The sequence below is a fragment of the Methylobacterium sp. WL103 genome (assembly GCF_008039885.1).
Lineage (GTDB): Bacteria > Pseudomonadota > Alphaproteobacteria > Rhizobiales > Beijerinckiaceae > Methylobacterium > Methylobacterium cerastii.
Window position 1 is genome coordinate 1 of record NZ_VRUX01000026.1, and the last position, 20,695, is coordinate 20,695.

Genomic DNA, 20,695 nt, shown 5'->3' on the forward strand with positions numbered 1-20,695 from the left:
GGAAGATCGCGGGCGCGGTGCGCCAAACCCGTGTCTACCTTGCGACCGCACACCGGAACCACGACACCAGCGTGAACAACGCCCGTAATCTCGCGGCCTGGTGCCAGCGCTGCCACATCCTGCACGACGGTCCCGAGCATCGTCGGAGACGGTGGGCGACCATAATGCGGCAGCGAGCGATCGGGGATCTGTTCGCGGGCGCCTACGGAGCGTTCTGAGAGGTTTTGGGGTATGTTCTGACCGATAGGCCAACACGTCAAACGCAGGAGTAACGTTGACTTGACCACGCGCCCCGGTCGAGATGAACCATTCCGGCCCTCGCGCTCAGACGAGTCGTGAGCCGGCATCAGGAGAGATCAGCGCCGCGAGATAGACCCTGAAAAGCCAACGGCCCCACCCCTGGCAGGGTGAGGCCGTCGAAAACCTGGGGCTTTGTGGGCCCGGTGTCACTACCCCCCACAAGCCACATGATTCCCTCGGGAGTCAAGACGGAACGTGTTTCCGTCAACGGGAAGGCTTTACCTGGACCCTGGATCGCGGCCCGTGAGGGACCGTGAACGATGGACTACGCCTACGAAATCCGCCGGCAGACGGAGGCGGCTCCGCGCGCCGCGTTGCCGGCCGTCGCGTCCGCCATGTGGAAGGCATTCGGAGAAGGGCACCTGTCCGAGGCCGAGGCGGAGGCGCTGTCCGGGCTCATCGAGGCTCGGTCGATTGCCCCCGCGCCCGTGGCGAGGCCCAGGAAAGCCGTCGGCTCCCGTCCGCGCACGGATGCCTCGATAGAGCGCCGTCGCCGCTGGGCGGCATCTGGGCGGCTTCCTCCGGGCCTTGCGGCGCGGTTCACCCTGGCGGAGCAGGCGGTGCTCTCCCTCGTCGCTGCCGAGACCGTCAGGCGGAAGGATTGCCGTCTCGCCGTGGGGCACCTGGCCGCGATCACGGGCGTGGCCGAGACGACGGTGCGCAACGCGATCCGCGAGGCTCGCAAGCTCGGGCTCGTCGCGGTCGAGGAACGGCGCGTGACGGGCTTCCGCAACGACACGAACGTGGTGCGCATCGTGTCGGTGGAATGGACAGCCTGGCTACGGCTGGCCCGGAAAGGGGGCCTCCCCATTTTTGGGGAGCCCCCTTTACCTGCCGCCTTAGCGAAAGGGGGAGGGTGCAAATCTGCGAACCGCACGTCTACTGATGTTTCATACCCTGTGAATTTCGGGCTTCGGAAGCGTCAAAAGGGCTGCCGACAAGCGGCGGGCGACCCTGCGGGCAGAGCCAATCCGCAGGGTCCCGCTGTGGGTAGATCTGGCCGAGTCATGCGGTAGCCACACGCGAGCGTTCGACATGACGGACGGGCTCATCTTGGGCGCGAAGGTGCTGTGCCGCGCACCTCTCGCCGCCTGCGCCGGCGGCGTTCGCGACCGCCGACAGGCCGCCCAGCACAGAGAGAAGGCGACGATAGGCAGGCGCGGGCCAGTTCCCTGCGCCATGCCTATGAAGCCTCGGGTCGTGTGAAGGTCGGTGACGCGGGGAACAGGAACCGCCGGCGCCGACTTATGGCCTGCCCTTCGCCATCTTACTGTAGCCGGTCCGGATCGGCGTTTGCCCTAATCCAGCGCGGCGAGAGGATGTCGCCATCCTCCGTGATGATCCACGGCTGTGCGTCGTCAGCCTGGATGCTTTCCGCTGCGGCCGCGAGGGCTTCGCGTAACGTCGGAAACGCGCGCGCATGAGCAGTGCGAGCCGGTTCATGGCCCGGCCAGACAGTCAATTCGGCACGCTTGTCGAGGTCGGCGAGTACCATGCGTTCGCTCCGGTTCATCGCGTGAGCGGAGATGCCTACCGTTGTATGGTGATCGGCATGTGGCGATCTGGTTACTGAACCGTGTCGCTCGCAACAGGCCCCGGCGGCACGGCGCCGAGCGAGATGAACTTGAACGCCGCCCTCGCTGTGGTCGATGGCATCCGCCCGGAGAACGAGACGGAGGCGATGTTGGCGGTTCAGATGTACGGGACGCACGAGACCGCTATGCAGCTGCTGGTCAAAGCCAAGAGCGCGCAGAACCCGCACGTCGTGCAGGAGGCTGGCAATCTCGCCATCAAACTCATGCGGACGTACACGGCGCAGATCGAGGCGCTGTCAAAGCTCCGGCGCGGCGGCGAGCAGAAGGTCCGCGTGGAGCACGTCCACGTCTACGAAGGCGGACAAGCCGTGGTCGGCGACGTCACGGTGAACTCTGGCTCAGGCCAGCGCTGCGAGATCCCGAAGCGTTCTACGAGCCAGGTGAAGAACCCGACGAAGCTCCCGCCTTTCCGTGATCGCGTCCGCTGAAAACCGCCCGTGCTTCAGGTTGCCAGCTTGCGCCTTTGCCTTCCCCCCTGGCGTTCGGGCGCCTGTGCTCTTCCCGCCGTGAAGTCGGCACCGTCCGTTGCGCATGGCTGGCTGCTGACATGCGCCGCCGTCCCGCCGCTTGGCTCCGCACCGATCTGCAGCGAAGGCGCCATGCAACCGAGCGCATCCACACGGGGCATGGGGTGCATTTTCGGTTTCTTCTATCACCCCTACCCCCTCCCCATCTTGCGCAGCGGGCTCTTACGACGCCTATCACGTGGACTGCAGGAAGCACTACGCTGCCGAAAAGATCTAGAAGCGCTCAAGCTTTAGTCATTTGGATGATGCGGGTCCGCTCGCGCGTCGATATTCCAAGGGCGGTCGGCTCAGTCGGCCTACGCGGTGATGCAGGTCGTCGCTCTCGATCAAGCGACAGGGATCATGCCGGCCGAGATCAGCTTCCAGAGCGTGCGAGCGGTGACCCAAGAGGGGACAGAGGATAGTCACCTCGTCTTCCTAGACGGAGCGCTTATGGCCTTGCTCGTTCCTGCCGAAACCGGCTGGTTCCTGCAGTTCAGTCTCGGCTTTCGTGAGCAGGAAGGCGTAATCTTCACGACCTTGGCCATGGCTGAGAACTGGATCCGAGACCGGACTAGTTCTGTCGTGGCGTTGTAGGCGGGTCCAGCTTCGCTCCTCACACGAGGGCGGACAGACGCGAGACCAAAATGATCAGTTCCGCCTGACGGCTTATGTGCGTCTTGGAGAAAATGGCGGCTAGCTGCGTGCGGACGGTCGCCACGCTGACCTTGAAGGTAGTGGCCGCCTCGGCCACCGTAGCGCCGCTGGCTAGCAGTGCAGCCAACCGTGCCTCCGCGGTGGTGAGGCCGAAGATGCGCTCCAGCGCAGTCGTGTGCGGCTGCGGAGTTCGGTCGAGGTCGATCAGGATCAGAACCGTGTGCGGCTCCTCCTCGCCGAGCACCGGAACCGGAATAGTGCTCATGATCAGCGGGCGCTGGCTTTTTCGTGTCGTGAGCATCCAATTCTCGCCGTCGAGCTGGATGCGGGTCCGTGCCCGGGCAAGCAGGCGTTTGATCACGTCGCGTCCGCTACCATCGAGCAGATCGAGGCTCTCATCTGTGAGATCGAATGTCTCCCCCAGGATGCGACGTGCCTCGGCATTTGCAGCGAGTACGTGTCCGCGGGTCGAGAGGATCAGACCGCCGCAGCCCATGCGACCGAACGCCTGCAGCAGCGGTGTGCCGATCAGCATCGTGGCTTGGTCGCTCACGACTCTGAATCCGACCAGGTCCAAGATATCAGACCCGTCAGCAAGGTCGATAAAATATATCTGCCTAAGGCATTGGCTAATTTCTCGGTCACCGATGCCTCAATGCTATAACTTGCAGTTTCGATACATTTATGAATTTTCGCATTGTTGAGACAAAAATTCAAAAAACGGGAAAATAATCAATTAATTCTATCTTTTTATGCGTCTAATACATCGATTGGATTTCTCCTGTTTGTAGCGCCTTAGGTCAGTATGCCTGATGTGACAGCTGCCGTTTTAGGCCATCGCATCATTCAGATCGATGATGGAATTCCTTTCCCGTCAATTAACAGACGGCGTGACGCATCCGGCTACGTGGCCGCTCCATGCGTCTTGGGGGCGACATGGATCAGGGTCGGACATCGGGTGAGCTGCGCCGAGCGCTCGGCCGCAGCTTTGGCGCTTTTGCTGGCGTCGCTTGGATGAGCGCACTCGTGAACGTACTCACGCTCACCGGTTCGTTCTTCATGCTCGAAGTGTACGACCGGGTCATTCCCAGTCGGTCGATCCCTACGCTGGTCGGCCTGTGCATCTTGGCGCTGGCACTGTTCGTCGCCCAAGGCGTGCTCGAAGCCTTGCGCGGTCGCGTGCTGTCGCGGGTCGGCGCGGCGCTTGACGCCGATCTCTGCGGGCGTGTCCTGGGATTGAGCCTGCAGGCGCCGCTGCGTGGGGCTAGCCCCGAAGTCGCTGGGCAGCCCCTGCGCGATCTCGATCAGATCCGAGCGTTTCTCGCTGGCTCCGGACCTGCCGCTCTGTTCGATCTGCCGTGGCTGCCGGCGTACGTCGCGTTGTGCTTCCTGTTCCACCCGCTGATCGGTGTCGCTGCGATCGCGGGGGTCGTGCTGCTGGCTAGCCTAACTCTGGCCACCGATCTTGCCTCACGAGCGCCTGTCCGCGCCGCCAGCCTGCACGCCGCACGCCGTCAAGCACTGTCTGAGACGGCGCGGCGCAACGCCGAGTCGGTGGCCGCGATGGGGCTACAGGACCGGATGTGCCGGCGCTGGGAGGCAGTCAACAACGACTACGTCGCCGCGCAGCAGCGCAGCGCGGACGTAACCGGTGGCCTGGGCGCGGTGTCGAAGACCGCCCGCATGGTGCTGCAGTCGGGAGTGCTCGCACTCGGAGCGTGGCTGGTGATCAACAACCAGGCTAGCGGCGGCATCATCATCGCCGCCTCGATCCTGGTAGCTCGGGCGCTGGCGCCGGTGGAACTCGCCATTGCTAACTGGCGTGGCTTCGTGGCCGCGCGCCAGAGCTGGCGACGCCTGTCCGAGACCCTGGCGCGGCTACCAGTCCAATCCGCACCACTGGTGCTGCCAGCCCCCCGCACCGCGCTCTCGGTCGAAGGGGTCAATGTCGTTCCGCCGGGGACTGGACGGGCGGCGGTGTTCGACGCCAGCTTTCAGCTTGCAGCCGGGCAAGCGCTTGGAGTGATCGGTCCCTCAGCCTCGGGCAAGTCGAGCTTGGCGCGAGCTCTGGTGCGAGTGTGGGCCCCGGTGCGCGGCCGGGTGCGTCTTGACGGGGCAGCACTCGACCAGTGGTCTGCCGAGGATCTCGGGCGGCACGTCGGCTATCTGCCGCAGGAAGCCGAGCTGTTTGCCGGAACGGTCGCAGAGAACATCGGTCGATTCGACCCTCAGGCCACCTCCGAGGCAGTGGTGGCGGCGGGCCGGGCAGCAGGGACTCATGAGCTGATCCTGCGCCTGCCTCATGGCTACGACACACCGTTGGGTGAGGCCGGAGCTGGGCTATCGGCCGGACAGCGGCAGCGCATCGGCCTGGCCCGCGCGCTGTATGGTGAGCCGTTCCTGGTAGTGCTCGACGAGCCCAACGCCAACCTTGATGCCGAGGGCGAGCACGCCCTCACGCAGGCAATCCTCGGGGTGCGGACCCGCGGCGGTATCTGCGTGGTCATTGCCCATCGTCCGAGCGCGCTGGCCGCCGTCGACCATGTGCTGATGATGGCCGACGGCCGGGTCCAGGCCTTCGGCCCGAAGGACGAGGTGTTCAAGCGCGTGCTGCGCCCCGCAGCCGTGGCAGAGGCTCCCTCGTCTGGGGCGGCCTCTGAACACACTGCGAGCCCCGGCTTGCCGCGCGCCAAGCCGTTGAACGAGATGATGGAGCGCAGGGCGTGATGGCCGCTGGATCTCTCTCCGTGCCCGTGATGAATGCCATGACGCATCCGCGCGCCTCAATCCGGCGTCAGCTGATGCTGGCGGGCTTGGTCTCGTTTGCCCTCGTGCCGGGCATCGGCGGGTGGGCAACCTTCACGCAGATCTCAGGCGCCGTGATTGCGCCCGGTCAGCTTGTGGTCGAGTCCGACGTCAAGAAGGTACAGCACCCCACCGGCGGTGTGGTCGGCGAGCTGCGAGTGCGCGAAGGACAGCAGGTCCGGGCCGGAGAGGTGCTGATCCGCCTCGACGAAACCCAAACTAGGGCCAACCTCCAGGTGGTGCTCAAGGCGCTGGACGAGCTTGCCGCTCGCCGTGCCCGTGACGAGGCAGAGCGCGACGGGACGAAAGCCATTGCTTTCCCAGCCCCTCTGCTAGCACGCAAGGGTGAGCCGGATGTCGCCCACCTTGTAGACGGCGAGGCACGACTGTTTGCAGCGCGGGTTGCCGGCCGGGAGGGACAGCGGGCGCAGCTGCGCGAGCGCGTCGCCCAACTTCGACAGGAGATTGGCGGCCTCACCGAGCAGGCCGAGGCGAAGGGCCGGGAGATTGCACTGATCGGCACCGAGCTGACTGGCGTACGCGACCTCTATGCCAAGAACCTGGTCCCCATTACCCGCGTGACGGCGCTGGAGCGTGATGCCGTCCGGCTTACCGGCGAGCGCGGGCAGCTTGTCGCCGCGACGGCTTCGGCGCGCGGCAAGATCGCTGAGACCGAGTTGCAGATCCTGCAGATCGATGGCGACATGCGCACCGAGGTTGGCAAGGACCTGTCTGAAATCCGCGGCAAGTGGTCAGAACTCACCGAGCGGCAGGTCGCGGCCGAGGATCAGCTCAAGCGGGTCGACCTGCGCGCACCTCAGGATGGAACGGTGCACCAGCTCAGCGTGCACACGATCGGCGGCTTGGTGACGCCCTCTGAGCCAGCGATGCTGATCGTACCCGCAGCGGATCAGCTAATGGTCGAGGTGCATATCCAGCCGCAGGACATCGACAGCGTGCGTCTCGGTCAGAAGGCGGTGCTCCGTTTTGCGGCGTTCAATGCGCGCACGACGCCGGAGGTCGATGGCACTGTGTCTCGGGTGTCTGCGGACGTTACTGCCGATCAGAAGAGCGGCCAGAGCTACTATACGGCACGGATCGGTCTGTCGGGCGACCAGCTGACCCGGTTAGGCGAGGTGCGGCTTGTACCTGGCATGCCTGTTGAAGCGCATCTACAGATCGGCGAGCGCACGGTGCTAAGTTACCTTGTGAAGCCAATCAGCGATCAGATCGCAAAAGCTTGGAAAGAACGTTGACAGTTTACAGCGGAGAGAGACCAATTTGTAATGGTCTCCCATTCGCTCTGTAATTACGACATAAAATAATTAGCTAACACTCATTTGGAATGAATAGCGCTATGAGCAAGACAGTTTTCATTGGAAGTCTAGGTTCTGAGTCTTGGCTGTACACCACAGATGGATCCATAGAAAGCACAATAGCCCTTAAAAAAGTGTCTGATTATAATTCTTATACTTCGCCGTCAATTATGGCAATTGGGGCCGGTAAAGCCGTTTTTCAAGCTATATCGTCAACTGATAGAACCGGTACTTCTTCGTCTCGCAACGACAAATATGATATCTGGTTTACAGACGGTACTTCCGAAGGAACATATGATTTTAGCAAGATCTTCCCTTCTTTAAATGTGAAGTTTGAAAGCTTACTGTCGCTCGGCAATGGAAAATTTGTATTTGGGAACAACGATGGCGTCCATGGATATGAGCCGTGGGTCACCGATGGGACTATTTCAGGAACTCATCTCATAAAAGATTTAAATCCAGGGGCGGGAAATGGATATTCCGATATACCCAATTTCATGGCTTATCTCGAAAAAGGGAAAGCAATAATTGGTGGACAAGTCACTGATGGAACCCAGCAAGGGACATTCTCTCTTGGCATACCGGGCGGGACTTATTCGGACCTGGGCAATGTCAGAAGTCTCTCTGAGGGAAAAGTTTTCTTCACTACAAATAATTATGGCCTATTCAATACAACTTTATGGACGACTAACGGAACCAAAGAAGGCACTCATGAATATATGACGCTACCGAATGGCGAAATGACGGCTCTATATTACGCTGTTCGAGTCGCGGACGGCGAAATCGAATTTGATACTACTGGAGGGGGAGTGCGCAAAACGTACCTAACTGATGGTACCGTTGCTGGCACTCATGTAATTCAAAGTGGTCCATCTAATAGTTCTGCACCTTATGGGCAGGGCGCAAATCTAGGAGATGGCCGAGTTATTTTTGCTCAGTCGGACAGTGAGCATGGCAATGAGCTGTGGATTGCTAATCATGACATGTCTTCGCCGAAGCTGTTAGTAGATTTACAGTCTGGACAATATGGTTCTGACCCAACTAATTTCACAGCGATGGGTGATGGTAGGGTTATGTTCTCCTCTAGGGGCGGAGGTACTGGAGCAGAGCCGTGGGTTACTGACGGAACACCGGAAGGTACTTACGTCCTTGATATTGTAAAAGGTTTCAGTGGGGTGAGCCCGCTGGGTTTTGCTAACGTTGGAGCCATGCCTGAAAATCTAAGTTATGTTGCTAGCATAACTGGTAATCCAAGCATAAGTGAAGGGGCGTCTGGCTTATCTCCCATTTCTTTTACGGTTAGTTTGGACAAGGCTGTACCGGCTGGGTCCGAACCAATCAGTATTATACTGATTCCTAATCCAGCTAGCTACGATTCGGTATCCACAGCATCGCTGGAAAACACTCAATACGGCACCGATTGGATAGCTGACCCCTCCCAAAGCGATGCAGGTTATTCGCTGACAAATGATAGGTCTCTTATCGTAACCTTCAATCCTGGAGATAATACTTCCAAAATAGTTAATGTCTATGCAATCGGTGATAATCAGATTGAGTCGGATGAGAAATTTAGTTTAGGGATAGCGCTACCATCTGCAACCAATGGCTCTAGACTTTCAATAAATGCCAACGCTCAAGTTGCATTTGGAACAATTTTGAATGACGATCAAATCAAGCACCCCGTCATTGTTAATACAAGCGCCGACGCATCTCTTGGAATCAGTAGTAATAGTGATTTATTTAAATACATCTCTGACGACATTGTAGCCGCTGCGAATCGCATTTCTGCGGCGCTGCCAGGCGGCTTAAGCAGCCCAATTACAATTTCGGTTGAGGGTCAGCATCTCGGAAGTACCCTTGGCTATGGGCTAATTGCTGCCGCCGGCCCGACTTTGATAAATACAACCTCTGATGGAGGATTTGCTGGATCCCTGAGCGTGCCAAAGTATTTGTATAAATATACGTTTGGCGATGACCCAGATAAATCTAAACCCGATGTGCACATCACTGTTAATTTAGATTTTTTGCAGAAATTTTATAATGGTAAAATAGATGCAACATTAATTTCAGACGTAACTAGCGTAGGAGTTGGTGGAGGATCTTACGACATAACAACGCTACTTACGCATGAACTGCTTCATGGTCTTGGATTTGGTATATCTATGCCTGTTACCGCTACACCATGGAGTATCTGGCAATCAGCTTCCACAGATGGTTCTGGGTTTTATTATTTTAATGGGCCAAGATCTGGAAGTGTTCTGCTTACAAAGGGTGGCGAAGGTAGTCTTGACAGTCATATTGCAGGACTTACTCCCTTAAGCCCTGAGCTTATGACTCCGTCTTATATGGGGCCAAATATTAATATTTCTCAAACGGACATAAACATACTTCAAGATATGGGCTATACAAAAAACCAAACAGGGCTTGATTTGAAATTTGCGCGGGTAACTACTACAATTGAGGCAGGCACCCTCAATGAAGGCGGAACTATCAGCCCTGGAGCTGGGCAAACCCAGACGTTCTCGGGCGTATCGAGTGGATCAATCACGTTGAACGGGCTCGGCACGTTCGTACTAACCGGGACAAATACCTACTTGGGCCCGACGACCTTAAATGCCGGCACGATGCTAATTGACGGCTCTGTTGTCTCGACGGTGACCGTGCAGAGTGGAGCGACGCTCGGGGGCCACGGCTCAACGGGCACGGTAATAGTGTCTCCCGGTGGGACCCTCTCGCCAGGGAACTCGCCAGGCGTGTTGACAACGCGTGACTTGACGCTGGCTGCAGGCGCTACGCTGAAGGATGAGATCGGAGGCACGGGCCAGGGCCAGTTCGATCAGACCAAAGTGATTGGCACGGTAACGCTGAATGGCGCGACCTTGAATCTCGCCTCCTACGGTTCCTTCGTCTCGACGCGCGGTGATAAGTTCGTCTTTATTGACAACGATGAGGCGGACGCCGTTCAGGGCACCTTCGCGGGCCTGTCCGAAGGCGCGAGCCTGACGCTGGGCAGCCACAGCTACCAGATCAGCTACTATGGCGGCGACGGCAACGACATCGTCCTTACTGATGTTACAGCCATGCCTATTACTGTGACGCCGCCTTCGAACCCGCAGTCGCCATCCGAAATGGTAAAGAGCCTGTCGGTCACCTCCGACAATGTGGTCAACGATGTTGAGGCCAAGGCTGCTTCTGTGCTGGTCAGCGGTACGCTCTCGGCAGCGCTCGCCGCAGGCGAAAAAGTGGTCGTGACTATTGCCGGAAAATACTACGTTGCAACGGCTGACGGCACGATCTTCTCAGTTCAGGTCACGCAGCCCGCGACCGCCGGCATGGCCACTGCACACGTCGTCTCCGCCGATGGCATCGCCAATGCCGATGTTAACCAAGCCTTTATAATCGACACGGTGACACCTAAAGCTGTCCTGACAGGTGTTTCGGGGCAAGCGAACCACGAAATCGGGCACGCCTTGTCGGGCGATCTCGGTGCAACGGATGCCGGCCTCACCGTCACGGTTCGCGACGGCTCGACCGTCCTCGGCACAACGATCGCTGACAGCGCAGGCCACTTCAACTTTGCCGTCACTGACATCAAGGACGGACCGAGCCATAGCTACAATCTCACGGCATCGGCCACCGATGCTGCGGGCAATGTCGGCACCAGCGACAGCTTTGTGTTCGCCTTCGACTACAGCGCCAATCGCGATTTGTTCGGAACGGTCGCGCACGACACCGCCAGCCATCTCGGCCAGGTTTACGCCCTCTACGAGGGCCTGCTCAGTCGGACCCCAGATCAGGGCGGAGCGCAGGGCTGGATCGATGCTCTCGACCATGGGGCAACGCTGAAGGACATCACCCAGGCCTTCCTCACCAGCGCTGAAGGCCAAAGCCATCTCAACGCCACTGGCAACGCCGACTATGTCGAGCAGCTCTACGGCAACGTATTGGATCGCGCGAGTGATGCCAGCGGTAAGCAGGCTTGGGTTACCGCCCTCGATCACGGCGTCTCACGCGCTGACGTTGCCGACAGCTTCGTGTTCTCGGGCGAGCATCTCGGACAGCTGAAAGGCGCTTTCGACGCCGGTGTGTACCTCGCCGATCCAACTGACGCGGCGGTGGCGCGGCTCTACCATGGCCTGCTAGATCGAGCGCCGGACGCTGCTGGCCTAACGGCGTGGGAAGCGGTGGCACATACCGGCTCGGCGCTACCTTCCATCGCACAATCCTTCCTGACCTCGGCCGAGTACGTCACAGGGCATAGCAGCCAGACGGACACGCAGTTCGTCGACAGCCTGTACGCTACCGGGCTTGGTCGGCCGGCGGATGCTGGCGGCGAGAAAGGCTGGCTCAGTCAGCTCTCACAAGGGGCAACGCGCGCCGACGTGGCAGTCGGCATCCTCCAGAGCCAGGAGGCGCACGCGCACTTTAATGGCCAAATCGAACAGGGCTGGCACCTCGCCTGAGTGCCGCATGACCTAGGAGGGCGGCAAATGTGCTGCCCTCCTACAGGAACCCGCTCCCCGAGTGCCCCTTAAAAGGGGCCTGTCGCAAACGCGAATGCGCCTTCGTTCACGGATCGTTAGCCATCCCTGACCAGCTTGCCGCCTCCGCTTGGGAGCCGGCCCATGATCCTGTCCGCTATCGCCGCCAAACTGAAGCAGCGCTCCAAGGCTGACTTCAAGGGGCGGCACACCGATGCGGAGAAGGCGGCTCTGAAGGAAGGCAAGATCCCTGACGCGTGGGCGGCCAAACCAAAAAAGCTCGCGCAGAAGGACCGCGATGCCCGCTGGACCCTGAATCGTCACCCGGCTCGATCGCCTCGCCCGATCGACCCGCGACCTCCTCAACGTCCTCGAAGAGATCACACGGCGCGGCGCAGGCTTCCGCTCCCTAGCGGATGCCTGCGCCGACACGACCACGGCGCACGGCCGCCTCATGGTGACGATCCTTGGCGGCCTGGCGGAGTTCGAGCGCGAGCTGATCCGGGCGCGGACAGGGGAGGGGTTGAAGCGGGCGCGGGAACGCGGCATCCGTTCCGGCCCGAAGCACAAGCTCACGCCCCATCAGCAGCGGGAGGCCCTGGCACGGCGGGAAGCCGGGGAAAGCTGCGCGGAGATCGGCCGGAGCTACAACGTCTCACACAGCACGATCTCACGGCTGAAGGCTGCCCCGTAAGGCCCACGGACCCATTCGGCTGCGCTCTGTGCCCGCCGCGCTGCATCCCGGCCCCCATGGGCCTGCTACGGTTCCGGCAGCCCCAGGACACCCCATGCTCTCCCTCACCTCGATCCTCACCCGCAGCTTCCTCGCTGTAGCGACCGTGGGCGGCCTCGCTGTCCTGGCAGATGGCGCGGTGCGATCGGAGCTTGAACGGGCTGTGCGGGGCGATTTGAGCTTCTTGGGGCGTGCCCCGGCGCCGGTGCAGGTCGCCCGGGCGGATGAACGCTATGTGGGGAAGGGACTGGACCGAGGCCGGCTTGGCGCGACCGTCCGGATGGTCGGCGTGGACGACGCGCAGTAGGGCCTTGCATCCCAACTAATGCAAGGCCTCTATGGTTTGAAATAACGACCTTACAACAGAAAGATCTTTATTTCATAGTCAATCGAATACCTACTTTACATCGCAATTTATTCTGAAATCTTTATCTTAAGCAAAATGGAAATCACCTGGATTTAGATTTTTTAGAAGTACATTTTGCAATGTAACAGTATGGTCTACATCAGCCGTAATTACGACGTCCAACCCGATCTGGACAGCATGGCCTCTCACATCAGAAAAATTTTTGAATACTTCGTGGTCAAACTGAATTTCGTCGTAGCCTGCTCTAAAGTCTGTTACTGTTGACCTTCCAGAACCTTCGTTGAATACGAACGTATCACGACCTGTCCCACCGGTCAGAGTATCACTACCCGAACCAGCAATCAGTACATCATTAGAGTTACCACCCTTTAGAATATCATCTCCATTGCCACCTGCGAGTATCATTGCATCATTTATGCCGAGTACCTTACCAAGTGCGGTTTTGCTGCTTGTATAGCTGAGTAAATCATTGCCATCAGTGCCTTGGACGTAGTTTTGAAGTCCCTGAAGTGCAACGGTGGCCGTCAGATAACTTGTTGCAACGCCCCCATGCCCATCACTTGCCGTATAAGCAAAGGTATCCTGCGGAATCAAATCGGCATGCAGCAAATGATAGAGCGAACCCTTTAATGTGGATGTATAACTGTAACTGCCATCAGAGTTTATTATTAGAGTACCGTAATCGCCATTAATGGTTGCACCTCTGCCAGCTGTGACCGACACGGTATTTCCCTCAAACGCAACCGAATTAACTGTAATTCTATCATGCAAATCTGGATCACGATCGTTTGAAATCACTCCGTGAGAGGCATCCACTCTCGTTGTCCCGAGTAAGCCTACACTCGTGAGATCATTTTGCGTCGTAGGTGTGTCATTAGTTCCGTTAATTATTACAGACACCACCTGATTGACGAAACCACCATGATGGTCATCGATCTGAACGGCCGACGTCAAGGTGAGCCGCTCTCCCGCCCCAAGGAAATCAAAATTATTGTCTGCTAGACTGTATCTCCAGTCTGCGCTACCAACGTTACTGGATGCGGTTCCATTGAGGATAAATCCAGCCTTAATCATTGCTGATTGGGCGACGGTAAGCGCCTCCACAGAGCCAGAAGTATTTGTGTAAACTAGGGTCTGAGCTGTAACACTAGCTGCTGGACGGTCAGACGAGTTCATGTCAGCGAAGGCGATACTGCCTGTCGCAATGTCGAGGGCGGAGCTACCAGTCAAGCTTGCACGTTCGGTAATCGTTCCAGTCACAATGGAATGAGCAACGTCCAGGACAGGAGCGGCGTTAACAGGAAGATCCACTAAATTAAAGGTGACAGTGCTTGTGGCAGTGGCGCCAGATGCATCCGTTGCCACAATTTGGAGTGATGTCACTCTATCTAATTCGCCGGCAATAGCGTTGGCCCGCTCTTGTTCATAAAATGTTATGCAGGCGGCGCTACCATTGCAGACATCTGGATTGAATATCTCGAGCGCTGTTTTAATATTGCTAGTAGCATTTTCTTGTATATTTTTAAAACCGGTAATCACACCTGTGTGCGGATCTATTGTGATGTAATTCGCTGGACTAGCAAGCGAATATATTAGGCGATCTCCGTTAATTATATCGCTATCGGCGAAATTTTTAGATGCGTCATAGCTATAGAACGGATCACGTATATTAACCGACTGCACTCCTATCTCTTGCAAAACATAAGGGGCGCTATTGGTCACGTCGGCCTCACACAGTTGAGATGGAACCATCCTATCCTCTCCCGATATCATAGCCTGCAAGTCTGAATCTATCAGTAGAATCCATCAAATGACGACTGTGTCTTTCGCGCATCTATCTCTTAAATGTAGCCTGTAGAGCATACCCGCACCTACATCACTTGGGTCTTGAACGAGAGCTCGTTCATCCGGATGTCGAGCGCCTTGGCTTTAGCCGTCCTAGTGATGGCGTATCCGTCGTTGTTCGACAGGACGATCACCGGCACCCCGGAGAGCTTCGGGTCGAACACGCGCTCGCACGAGCAATAGAAGCTGTTGCCGTCGATCAAGGCGATGGCTCGGCTGCCGCAGATCCGATCGCGCAGGCGGCGCGCGGGACCGTTCACGACAGCGGCCCGCGGGCGAGGTGCCAACGGATCGAGAACCGCAGCACGCCCCAGATCTCCACCTCACCGCACTCGTCCACCGCGAAGGCCGGCATCTCGGGGTTATCTAAGTCGAGGCGCGGCCGGTTGCCGACCATCCGGTAGCGCTTGCACGAGAGCTGGCCGTCGACCACCGCGACGACGACTGAGCCGTCTTCGGCCCGCAGGCTGCGGTCGATGCAGGCGAGGTCGCGATCGTGGATGCCGGCGCCGCGCATGCTCTCGCCGCGGATCTGCATCAGGAAAGTGGCCGGCGGGTTCGGCACGAGCCAGCGCGGCAGTTCCAACGCGCCTTCCATGGCCGACACGTGCTGTCGAAGCCGTTCACCGACGTGCTCGACAATCGACCGACGAGACAAGGCTGAGGATTAGCAGTGGTTCGGCCCCGTCCCGATCTGCTCACAGGACGGGGGAACCCCGGATCTCACCAGCGAGGCCGATACGCAGTACATGGCCCAAGTGCAGGATGCCGGCACTTGGTTAGGGGCACGTCACCGCGACGGGTGCCGCGGTGTGCCGGATCGGGGCGCTGAGCGGCGTCAGGCCGTCTCAGCAGCCTTCTTGCGGCCGCGTGCTTTCGGGGCCGCCGTAGAGGCTTCCACGGGCGCTTCTGCGGCCTTGCGCGGCCGGCCACGGGTCTTGGGCGCCTCGGAGACCGTCTCGTCGGCCTCAGCGGCCTTGGGGGCTGCCTTGCGCAATTGGCCAAGACCGAGGGAGCGCGCCAGCTCGGAGCGCTTGGCGGAATAGCTTGCGGCGGTCGAAGGGTAGTCCGACGGCAGGCCGTAGCGTGCGCGGTAGGTCTCCATCGTCAGGCCGCTCTTGGTCAGATGGCGCTTGAGCGTCTTGTAGGGCTTGCCATCGAGGAAGGAGATCAGCGCGTCCGGCGTGATGGACTTCTTCACCTGGGCCGGCGTCGGCTTCTCCGGGCCGGCGGGTTCAGCGGGCACTCCTTTGGCAAGACCCGCCACGGCCGCGTGCACGCTTGCGATGACGTTTGGCAACTCTGAGACCGGCACGTTGTTGTTCGACACGTAGGCCGCCACCAAGTCGGCAGCGAGTTCCATGAAGTTGGGGGATTGAGCTTCGGCTTGTTCGTCCACGACGGTTCCTTCCATCTAGAGGATCCATCGCTCTACCGCTTGGGGCCGGTGGTCAAGCTACCTCTATGGAGAACACACCGTCGAATGCTGCAACACGGATAGAGATTTGTTGCTGTCCGCAGCTGTTGCAGATGCGGGCAACAGCCAAATGCATAGCTCCTGACACTGTGCTGCCGCGGAGCGCGGCGCAAAAGTCGGGGTCGCCTTGACGGGACGCCCCGGCCACTCTTCCCCAAAACCATATCACTCAATCATGCGTACAGGTCACGGCAGGCTCGCGTGATCTTGTGCGAGTCGTACCTTGATCTGCATGAGAGATCGGTAGATCTCACGCCGGTAGCGTACACACAGGACAATCGAAGTGATCAAAGATAACCTGGGGTTGAACCCCAATATGCTCACAATGGCGAGCGAACTGGTAGCAGCTTACGTTTCGAACAACCGCGTACCGGCAACTGAGCTTCCGGGATTGATCGGCACCGTTCATGCAGCCCTTAACGGCATCGCAAGCGGCACAGCCGCCGGTAGTGCCACCGCCACGGACGAAGAGGTCGAGAAGCCGACCGCGGCGCAGATCCGCAAATCGATCCGACCCGACGGGTTGGTCTCCTTCATCGACGGCAAGCCCTACAAGACGCTGAAGCGCCACCTGACGAAGCACGGCCTCAACCCGCACAGCTACCGCGCGAAGTTCGGCCTGCCGGCTGACTACCCGACGACGGCAGCCTCGTACTCGGAGGCCCGCTCCACCCTCGCGAAGAACATCGGCCTCGGCCGGCCGGGCCGTATGGCCGCCTGAGCAAGCCGTAGAAGCCCGCCGCGATCTGCCGGCGGGCTTCGGCGTTCAGCACACACCGAACCGCATGTGGCTGGTGACGATCAACCCACCGCCTCTGCTGGCGGTCGCACCTCGTACGGGTCGAGAAAAGCAGCGAGATACCTGCTGGTTGCCGGATATAACCATTGCTCGCCCCACTTCGCGGTATGACCGTGCCGAACCTTCACCCATCCGTAGAAGGGATCGTGGGGGACGAGAAACCATGCTCGGACAGCCCCAGAGCTGTAGGGCATGGATGGGAACAGCATCAGCAGTTCACGGCCACCGTATCGGCGCCAATCGACCAGGGCACGGCTCTTGAGCTGAACGCCTGACAGCACGCCGCCCGGGGTACGGATCACCAGGTCCTCACCCTCGATGTCCGCCTCCGGCCGGTATACGCGATAGCCGCAACGGATCAGGACGGCTGTCGCTTCGGCGCGGTTGGCTGCCTCCGTATGCGCCTGGTGGAAGCGAGCCGCTGTAGCTGGTTCGTCGTTCAAGGCATGTCTCCCGCGCGCTCAGGCATCTTACATCAGCACGGCTACCTTCAACGGCTCCTGAGAGCCTACAGGAGCCCGCCGCGGTCCAGCGGCGGCGGCTTTGGCGCTTCAACCGGCGCCATACCTGCCCTTGCCGTTCCCAGGGCCAGCGGGACGGCACGGTCATTCAAACAGCACACCATCGCCATGCAGGTTGAAGCCCTGCAGGCCGTCCTCGATGAGATTCGCCAGGACTGCGAACGTTGGCACGAGGCCGCCACCCGCGTGCCGGAGCCGTATCGCCCGTGGCGGCGACGCCTCGCCGGCTGATGTAGACCCCGCGCCCTGGCACCGACAGGGCAGGGGACGGCATGAGAGACCAGCGCACCGCCGACATCCTCGCCGTGGTTGTGGAGAACTGCGAACTCCGCGCCCAGCTCGCCGAGGCGCAGGATAGCTGTGTCGAGATAGCCGTAGACGCGGGCGAGCTACATGCCAACATTGAGGCTCTACGGGCCTGCCTTGCCCGGGTCGAACGCGAGCGCGACGCCTGGCGTGCCGAGGCCCAACGGGGCCGGCGGACAGGCTGAGGCTGCGCCTAGGGGCGAGAGGGGCGCATGGATACCGACGTAGCACAAGGATACCTCGGAAAGAGGCGGGACGCGCTTCACGCCACGCTATTCAGAGAGGACGAACTAGGCATCGTCATCAGAGGCCACATTCACGTCGAGCATGAATTAATCGATTTCATCAGAATGATGATCTCACCGCCGGAAATACTTTCTGCTCTAGATCTGGATTATAAAGACAAATGCAAATTAGCATCTGCGTTAGGATTACATAAAGCGCTTCAGGCGCCCCTTAAATTCGCTGGATCATACCGGAATAGGTTCGCACACAACCTTGGCGTAGATATAACGCAGCAAGACGCCGATAATTTCCATAGTGCTTTACTTCTTAAAGGCAGAGAATATTTTGAGCACTCATATCATATGGTCTATCCCTGCAGCACAAAAAGGAACGATTTTTGGGAGATAAAGCAAATAGAGCCTAGAAATAGGATCGTGTCTTACTTCCTGCTACTCTGGGGCGGCCTTGCTGTTGCTACATTGGAAGCGAAGACTAAGATCGAAGGCGTCAAGGAGTTATCCCCTGGCTCTATACCGGCCGGCGGGGTAGTTGATGAGGGCGTGACGCAGTAGCCGGCCCTTGGCCTCGCTTACGTCGCGCGACCCCGCTGCCGGGCAGCTTTGGCAAGATGGTTCGGGATGCCGGCGGGTGAAGGGCCGGGGACGCATGTCTCGATCGACCGCAAGCACGGGTTCGTCCGCCGCTTCAGCGTGACCAGCGCGGCCGCCCACGACGGAGCGCAACTGGCCAACGTCCTCGACGCGACCAACACGGCGAGCGACGTCTAAGCCGATACCGGCGAAGCGGGCGGGCAGGTGCGGCATGAGGCGTCTCTGGCGAGGGACACCATCAGCCTATCCATCACGCCCGCTTCGTCACCCAGCGCGTTCCGCGACATGTCAAAATGGCCAAAGTCGAGCTAAGCCCCAAAACGGCGCTTTTCATTCGTCACTTTTCAACTCGGGGAAGTAGGCAAAGCACTTGGGCTCATATTTGCCCGGTGGGCGCGCCGTGGGTGGTCGGCGCCATCGGCAGCGGACGAACTGGTCAAGTAGGTCGTCCAGTAGGATCTCAGCCCCGTGGGCGGCAGCGATCCTGGCCAGACGATACCGACCCCTCCGGCCTGAGAGTCCTTTCAGTATCTGTTGTTCGAACGTGCTCAGCGCTTGGGCTTGGCCGGGCACCTGCGATAGAATTTGCCGTCGATTTCCTTCACGTCATCGGGGCCGCTGAATGAGGTGACAGCTTTACTGGCCTCACCCTCCGACATGCACGCGCCGATGATGAAGTACACATAATCGTTGGCGCTTTTCGAGACTGACGTAATCTTGCAATTGTTCTCGTATCCCTTGATCTCGGTTGGAGTGAACGTGATGAGAGAGTCGTCGGTATCACCGCAGCCCTTCTTCGGGTCCATGCTCCAGGTGCCGATATACGGTTTATCGTTTGCCGCCGCCGGGTGATCGTCCACCACACCAAAAGTAATGTTGTTCCGGGTAGTGGTGGCGATCTCGAATCCCTTTGAGCCCATCCGCATGTACGTGGCGGGTTTGCTGTTCAGCGTTGCGCCGACGATCGCATCCGGAGCGCTGTTTAACGAATCCAGCTTGGCGACGAACTTGTGACCATCGGCCATGTAGTTGGCGTTCTTGCCAGATACCTGCACGGTGCAGTTCAGGGTCGTCACCTGCGTCATGTCAGGCTGGTGCTTGTACTGGCAGATCCGCTCGCTGGCGAAAGCGGTGGTTGAGAACAGGCCGAGCGAGAGAGCGAGAACGAATTTCATGATGACCTATTGTTTGTCTGCCGAAATGATTTTGAGTTTTGACCGCGCCTGATCTCCGAAGCGTTATCGCCGAAGAAGCCCAGGCAAAATCGTTCCGCTCTCGCCAAACAGCTTCCAGGATGAGTCGCACGAGGTTGCCTTATCCGCCGCCATTTGGGTCACCATGACTTCGGTCTGCGCAACACGATTTTCCTTGGCGGTAAATTCCTCAATTGTCGTGCCGAGATTGGTCATAGCGGCCTGCAACGTGCCGCCGTCCACCCTCATGCCGCTGCAAAACTTATTCACGAATGAAGAGATCGCGGCGATGTTCACTTGCGCTTCCTCCTTGGTCAGTCCCTCGGCATGGACTGGGACGGTCAAGGCCATCGCGGCAACGAACATCGATGACGAGATCAGAGCGCGTGTGAGCTTCATGGACGATTCTCCGGCGGTTGGGGACTATGGTTGAGGGGAATGGCTCAGTCGGAGCCGCGAACGTCGATCGCAAACCGGGGGTACGCCTGATTGACCTTGCTCTGTATCAGGTACGGGCCAACGATCATCTCGCCGTCCTCAGTGGCACCCACTGCCGCTATCAGAGCCTCGATGTCAGCCTGATGGTCAGCCCCCATTGAAGTGGTCCGCCCTTTGGTATGGCTTTTGAGCCTGGAGGACGGACGAGATGGCAAAGCACCCGAAGCCCGAGGAGATCGTCGCGAAGCTACGTCAGGCGGACGTGCTGATCTCACAGGGCCAGAGCGTGGCCGATGCAATCCGCGCGCTCGGTGTGAGTTCGGTGACGTACTACCGGTGGCGGCGTGAGTTTGGCGGCCTGAAGTCGGATCAAGTTCGACGGATGAAGAGTCTTGAGACCGAGAATGCTCGGCTTCGAAAGGCAATCGCCGATCTCACCCTCGACAAGCTGATCCTGCAGGAGGCGTCCCGGGGAAACTTCTGAGCCCCGCGCGCCGACGCGCCTGTGTCGAGCACATCC

22 protein-coding genes and 4 pseudogenes are annotated in these 20,695 nt (G+C 59.2%); 16 read left to right on the forward strand and 10 right to left on the reverse strand.

The genetic code is table 11. The features are described from left to right. Together FV222_RS30580 and FV222_RS03560 are read left to right on the forward strand one after the other, a co-directional pair. Positions 1 to 218: pseudogene (locus FV222_RS30580) on the forward strand (HNH endonuclease); the annotation flags it as partial. A gap of 342 nt (positions 219 to 560) precedes the next feature. Beyond that, positions 561 to 1,316: a helix-turn-helix domain-containing protein gene (locus tag FV222_RS03560; RefSeq protein ID WP_147812994.1), complete on the forward strand. Its 756-nt coding sequence runs from the start codon at positions 561 to 563 to the stop codon at positions 1,314 to 1,316. Between the two features lie 251 nt (positions 1,317 to 1,567). On the opposite strand, the gene FV222_RS03565 is transcribed toward FV222_RS03560, so the two are convergent. Next, positions 1,568 to 1,795 carry a hypothetical protein gene (locus tag FV222_RS03565; protein WP_147812995.1) on the reverse strand — a complete coding sequence of 76 codons (228 nt, stop codon included), beginning with the start codon at positions 1,793 to 1,795 and terminating at the stop codon, positions 1,568 to 1,570. Positions 1,796 to 1,924: 129 nt separating this feature from the next. Here FV222_RS03565 and FV222_RS03570 point away from each other — a divergent pair, with 129 nt between their 5' ends. Continuing rightward, on the forward strand, positions 1,925 to 2,323 hold the full coding sequence (locus FV222_RS03570) for a hypothetical protein (protein WP_147812996.1): 399 nt from the start codon (positions 1,925 to 1,927) through the stop codon (positions 2,321 to 2,323). Here the strand turns inward: FV222_RS03570 and FV222_RS31810 are convergent. Next, positions 2,234 to 2,551, reverse strand: coding sequence for an HGGxSTG domain-containing protein (locus FV222_RS31810; RefSeq protein ID WP_281406864.1), 318 nt, complete (start codon positions 2,549 to 2,551; stop codon positions 2,234 to 2,236). The two genes, FV222_RS03570 and FV222_RS31810, sit on opposite strands and share 90 nt — an antisense overlap. A 177-nt stretch (positions 2,552 to 2,728) precedes the next feature. Between FV222_RS31810 and FV222_RS03580 the strand changes: the two genes are divergently transcribed. Then, entirely contained in the window at positions 2,729 to 2,998 is a 270-nt protein-coding gene (locus tag FV222_RS03580) for a hypothetical protein (RefSeq protein ID WP_210248443.1), read from the forward strand. Between the two features lie 19 nt (positions 2,999 to 3,017). Here the strand turns inward: FV222_RS03580 and FV222_RS03585 are convergent, their stop codons facing one another. Beyond that, complete coding sequence (locus FV222_RS03585; RefSeq protein ID WP_147813009.1) at positions 3,018 to 3,593, reverse strand: LuxR family transcriptional regulator; 576 nt, start codon at positions 3,591 to 3,593, stop codon at positions 3,018 to 3,020. Between the two features lie 401 nt (positions 3,594 to 3,994). On the opposite strand from FV222_RS03585, the gene FV222_RS03590 reads away from it, so the two are divergent. The 6 genes and pseudogenes from FV222_RS03590 (at position 3,995) to FV222_RS29315 (ending at position 12,700) form a co-directional block, all read left to right on the forward strand. Next, positions 3,995 to 5,785 (forward strand): type I secretion system permease/ATPase, encoded by a 1,791-nt coding sequence (locus FV222_RS03590; RefSeq protein WP_147813010.1) that lies wholly within the window; start codon positions 3,995 to 3,997, stop codon positions 5,783 to 5,785. Then, a complete protein-coding gene (locus FV222_RS03595; RefSeq protein ID WP_147812999.1) occupies positions 5,785 to 7,119 on the forward strand; it encodes an HlyD family type I secretion periplasmic adaptor subunit in 1,335 nt (444 codons plus the stop codon). Before FV222_RS03590 ends, FV222_RS03595 begins: the two co-directional genes overlap by 1 nt. A gap of 101 nt (positions 7,120 to 7,220) precedes the next feature. Then, a complete protein-coding gene (locus tag FV222_RS03600) occupies positions 7,221 to 11,642 on the forward strand; it encodes a DUF4214 domain-containing protein (protein WP_187277201.1) in 4,422 nt (1,473 codons plus the stop codon). A gap of 162 nt (positions 11,643 to 11,804) precedes the next feature. Beyond that, positions 11,805 to 11,879 (forward strand): annotated as a pseudogene (locus FV222_RS29310) (IS6 family transposase); the annotation flags it as partial. A 97-nt stretch (positions 11,880 to 11,976) separates the two neighbouring features. Then, positions 11,977 to 12,354 carry a recombinase family protein gene (locus FV222_RS03610; protein WP_147813011.1) on the forward strand — a complete coding sequence of 126 codons (378 nt, stop codon included), beginning with the start codon at positions 11,977 to 11,979 and terminating at the stop codon, positions 12,352 to 12,354. A gap of 94 nt (positions 12,355 to 12,448) precedes the next feature. Beyond that, the gene (locus tag FV222_RS29315; protein WP_187277202.1) at positions 12,449 to 12,700 is read left to right on the forward strand and encodes a hypothetical protein; all 252 of its coding nucleotides are present in this window, start codon (positions 12,449 to 12,451) and stop codon (positions 12,698 to 12,700) included. A gap of 126 nt (positions 12,701 to 12,826) precedes the next feature. On the opposite strand, the gene FV222_RS03615 is transcribed toward FV222_RS29315, so the two are convergent. From FV222_RS03615 to FV222_RS03630, 4 genes and pseudogenes are all read right to left on the reverse strand, one after another. Next, positions 12,827 to 14,482, reverse strand: coding sequence for a VCBS domain-containing protein (locus FV222_RS03615; protein WP_187277203.1), 1,656 nt, complete (start codon positions 14,480 to 14,482; stop codon positions 12,827 to 12,829). A gap of 182 nt (positions 14,483 to 14,664) precedes the next feature. Next, positions 14,665 to 14,865: pseudogene (locus FV222_RS03620) on the reverse strand (Y-family DNA polymerase); the annotation flags it as partial. Continuing rightward, complete coding sequence (locus tag FV222_RS03625; protein WP_147813012.1) at positions 14,862 to 15,203, reverse strand: S24 family peptidase; 342 nt, start codon at positions 15,201 to 15,203, stop codon at positions 14,862 to 14,864. The pseudogene FV222_RS03620 and the gene FV222_RS03625, both read right to left, overlap by 4 nt. Before the next feature lie 240 nt (positions 15,204 to 15,443). Then, the gene (locus FV222_RS03630) at positions 15,444 to 16,019 is read right to left on the reverse strand and encodes a MucR family transcriptional regulator (RefSeq protein ID WP_147813002.1); all 576 of its coding nucleotides are present in this window, start codon (positions 16,017 to 16,019) and stop codon (positions 15,444 to 15,446) included. A gap of 388 nt (positions 16,020 to 16,407) precedes the next feature. Between FV222_RS03630 and FV222_RS03635 the strand changes: the two genes are divergently transcribed. Further along, positions 16,408 to 16,803: a MucR family transcriptional regulator gene (locus FV222_RS03635; RefSeq protein WP_147813013.1), complete on the forward strand. Its 396-nt coding sequence runs from the start codon at positions 16,408 to 16,410 to the stop codon at positions 16,801 to 16,803. Positions 16,804 to 16,883: 80 nt separating this feature from the next. On the opposite strand, the gene FV222_RS03640 is transcribed toward FV222_RS03635, so the two are convergent. After that, entirely contained in the window at positions 16,884 to 17,324 is a 441-nt protein-coding gene (locus tag FV222_RS03640) for a hypothetical protein (protein WP_147813003.1), read from the reverse strand. Between the two features lie 186 nt (positions 17,325 to 17,510). On the opposite strand from FV222_RS03640, the gene FV222_RS31815 reads away from it, so the two are divergent. The 4 genes from FV222_RS31815 (at position 17,511) to FV222_RS03660 (ending at position 18,721) form a co-directional block, all read left to right on the forward strand. After that, complete coding sequence (locus FV222_RS31815) at positions 17,511 to 17,633, forward strand: hypothetical protein (protein WP_281406865.1); 123 nt, start codon at positions 17,511 to 17,513, stop codon at positions 17,631 to 17,633. Between the two features lie 41 nt (positions 17,634 to 17,674). Further along, complete coding sequence (locus tag FV222_RS03650) at positions 17,675 to 17,893, forward strand: hypothetical protein (protein WP_147813005.1); 219 nt, start codon at positions 17,675 to 17,677, stop codon at positions 17,891 to 17,893. 27 nt (positions 17,894 to 17,920) lie between these two features. Next, positions 17,921 to 18,505, forward strand: coding sequence for a hypothetical protein (locus FV222_RS03655; protein WP_147813006.1), 585 nt, complete (start codon positions 17,921 to 17,923; stop codon positions 18,503 to 18,505). Positions 18,506 to 18,571: 66 nt separating this feature from the next. Continuing rightward, positions 18,572 to 18,721 carry a hypothetical protein gene (locus FV222_RS03660; RefSeq protein ID WP_187277204.1) on the forward strand — a complete coding sequence of 50 codons (150 nt, stop codon included), beginning with the start codon at positions 18,572 to 18,574 and terminating at the stop codon, positions 18,719 to 18,721. 371 nt (positions 18,722 to 19,092) lie between these two features. On the opposite strand, the gene FV222_RS03665 is transcribed toward FV222_RS03660, so the two are convergent. Together FV222_RS03665 and FV222_RS03670 are read right to left on the reverse strand one after the other, a co-directional pair. Beyond that, the gene (locus tag FV222_RS03665; protein WP_147813007.1) at positions 19,093 to 19,719 is read right to left on the reverse strand and encodes a hypothetical protein; all 627 of its coding nucleotides are present in this window, start codon (positions 19,717 to 19,719) and stop codon (positions 19,093 to 19,095) included. A gap of 63 nt (positions 19,720 to 19,782) precedes the next feature. Continuing rightward, positions 19,783 to 20,136, reverse strand: coding sequence for a hypothetical protein (locus FV222_RS03670; RefSeq protein ID WP_147813008.1), 354 nt, complete (start codon positions 20,134 to 20,136; stop codon positions 19,783 to 19,785). Between the two features lie 247 nt (positions 20,137 to 20,383). Here FV222_RS03670 and FV222_RS03675 point away from each other — a divergent pair. Further along, positions 20,384 to 20,695, forward strand: a pseudogene (locus FV222_RS03675) (transposase); the annotation flags it as partial.

What these genes read in the sequence shown, in the direction of transcription:
- FV222_RS03595 (WP_147812999.1), top strand. Translation starts at nt 5,785, where the DNA reads ATGGCCGCTGGATCTCTCTCCGTGCCCGTGATGAATGCCATGACGCAT.
- FV222_RS03670 (WP_147813008.1), bottom strand. Translation starts at nt 20,136, where the DNA reads ATGAAGCTCACACGCGCTCTGATCTCGTCATCGATGTTCGTTGCCGCG.
- FV222_RS03630 (WP_147813002.1), bottom strand. Translation starts at nt 16,019, where the DNA reads ATGGAAGGAACCGTCGTGGACGAACAAGCCGAAGCTCAATCCCCCAAC.
- FV222_RS03625 (WP_147813012.1), bottom strand. Translation starts at nt 15,203, where the DNA reads ATGGAAGGCGCGTTGGAACTGCCGCGCTGGCTCGTGCCGAACCCGCCG.
- FV222_RS03665 (WP_147813007.1), bottom strand. Translation starts at nt 19,719, where the DNA reads ATGAAATTCGTTCTCGCTCTCTCGCTCGGCCTGTTCTCAACCACCGCT.
- FV222_RS03660 (WP_187277204.1), top strand. Translation starts at nt 18,572, where the DNA reads ATGCCGGCGGGTGAAGGGCCGGGGACGCATGTCTCGATCGACCGCAAG.
- FV222_RS03655 (WP_147813006.1), top strand. Translation starts at nt 17,921, where the DNA reads ATGGATACCGACGTAGCACAAGGATACCTCGGAAAGAGGCGGGACGCG.
- FV222_RS31815 (WP_281406865.1), top strand. Translation starts at nt 17,511, where the DNA reads ATGCAGGTTGAAGCCCTGCAGGCCGTCCTCGATGAGATTCGCCAGGAC.
- FV222_RS03590 (WP_147813010.1), top strand. Translation starts at nt 3,995, where the DNA reads ATGGATCAGGGTCGGACATCGGGTGAGCTGCGCCGAGCGCTCGGCCGC.
- FV222_RS03580 (WP_210248443.1), top strand. Translation starts at nt 2,729, where the DNA reads ATGCAGGTCGTCGCTCTCGATCAAGCGACAGGGATCATGCCGGCCGAG.
- FV222_RS03635 (WP_147813013.1), top strand. Translation starts at nt 16,408, where the DNA reads ATGGCGAGCGAACTGGTAGCAGCTTACGTTTCGAACAACCGCGTACCG.
- FV222_RS03565 (WP_147812995.1), bottom strand. Translation starts at nt 1,795, where the DNA reads ATGGTACTCGCCGACCTCGACAAGCGTGCCGAATTGACTGTCTGGCCG.
- FV222_RS03585 (WP_147813009.1), bottom strand. Translation starts at nt 3,593, where the DNA reads ATGCTGATCGGCACACCGCTGCTGCAGGCGTTCGGTCGCATGGGCTGC.
- FV222_RS03560 (WP_147812994.1), top strand. Translation starts at nt 561, where the DNA reads ATGGACTACGCCTACGAAATCCGCCGGCAGACGGAGGCGGCTCCGCGC.
- FV222_RS03650 (WP_147813005.1), top strand. Translation starts at nt 17,675, where the DNA reads ATGAGAGACCAGCGCACCGCCGACATCCTCGCCGTGGTTGTGGAGAAC.
- FV222_RS29315 (WP_187277202.1), top strand. Translation starts at nt 12,449, where the DNA reads ATGCTCTCCCTCACCTCGATCCTCACCCGCAGCTTCCTCGCTGTAGCG.
- FV222_RS03600 (WP_187277201.1), top strand. Translation starts at nt 7,221, where the DNA reads ATGAGCAAGACAGTTTTCATTGGAAGTCTAGGTTCTGAGTCTTGGCTG.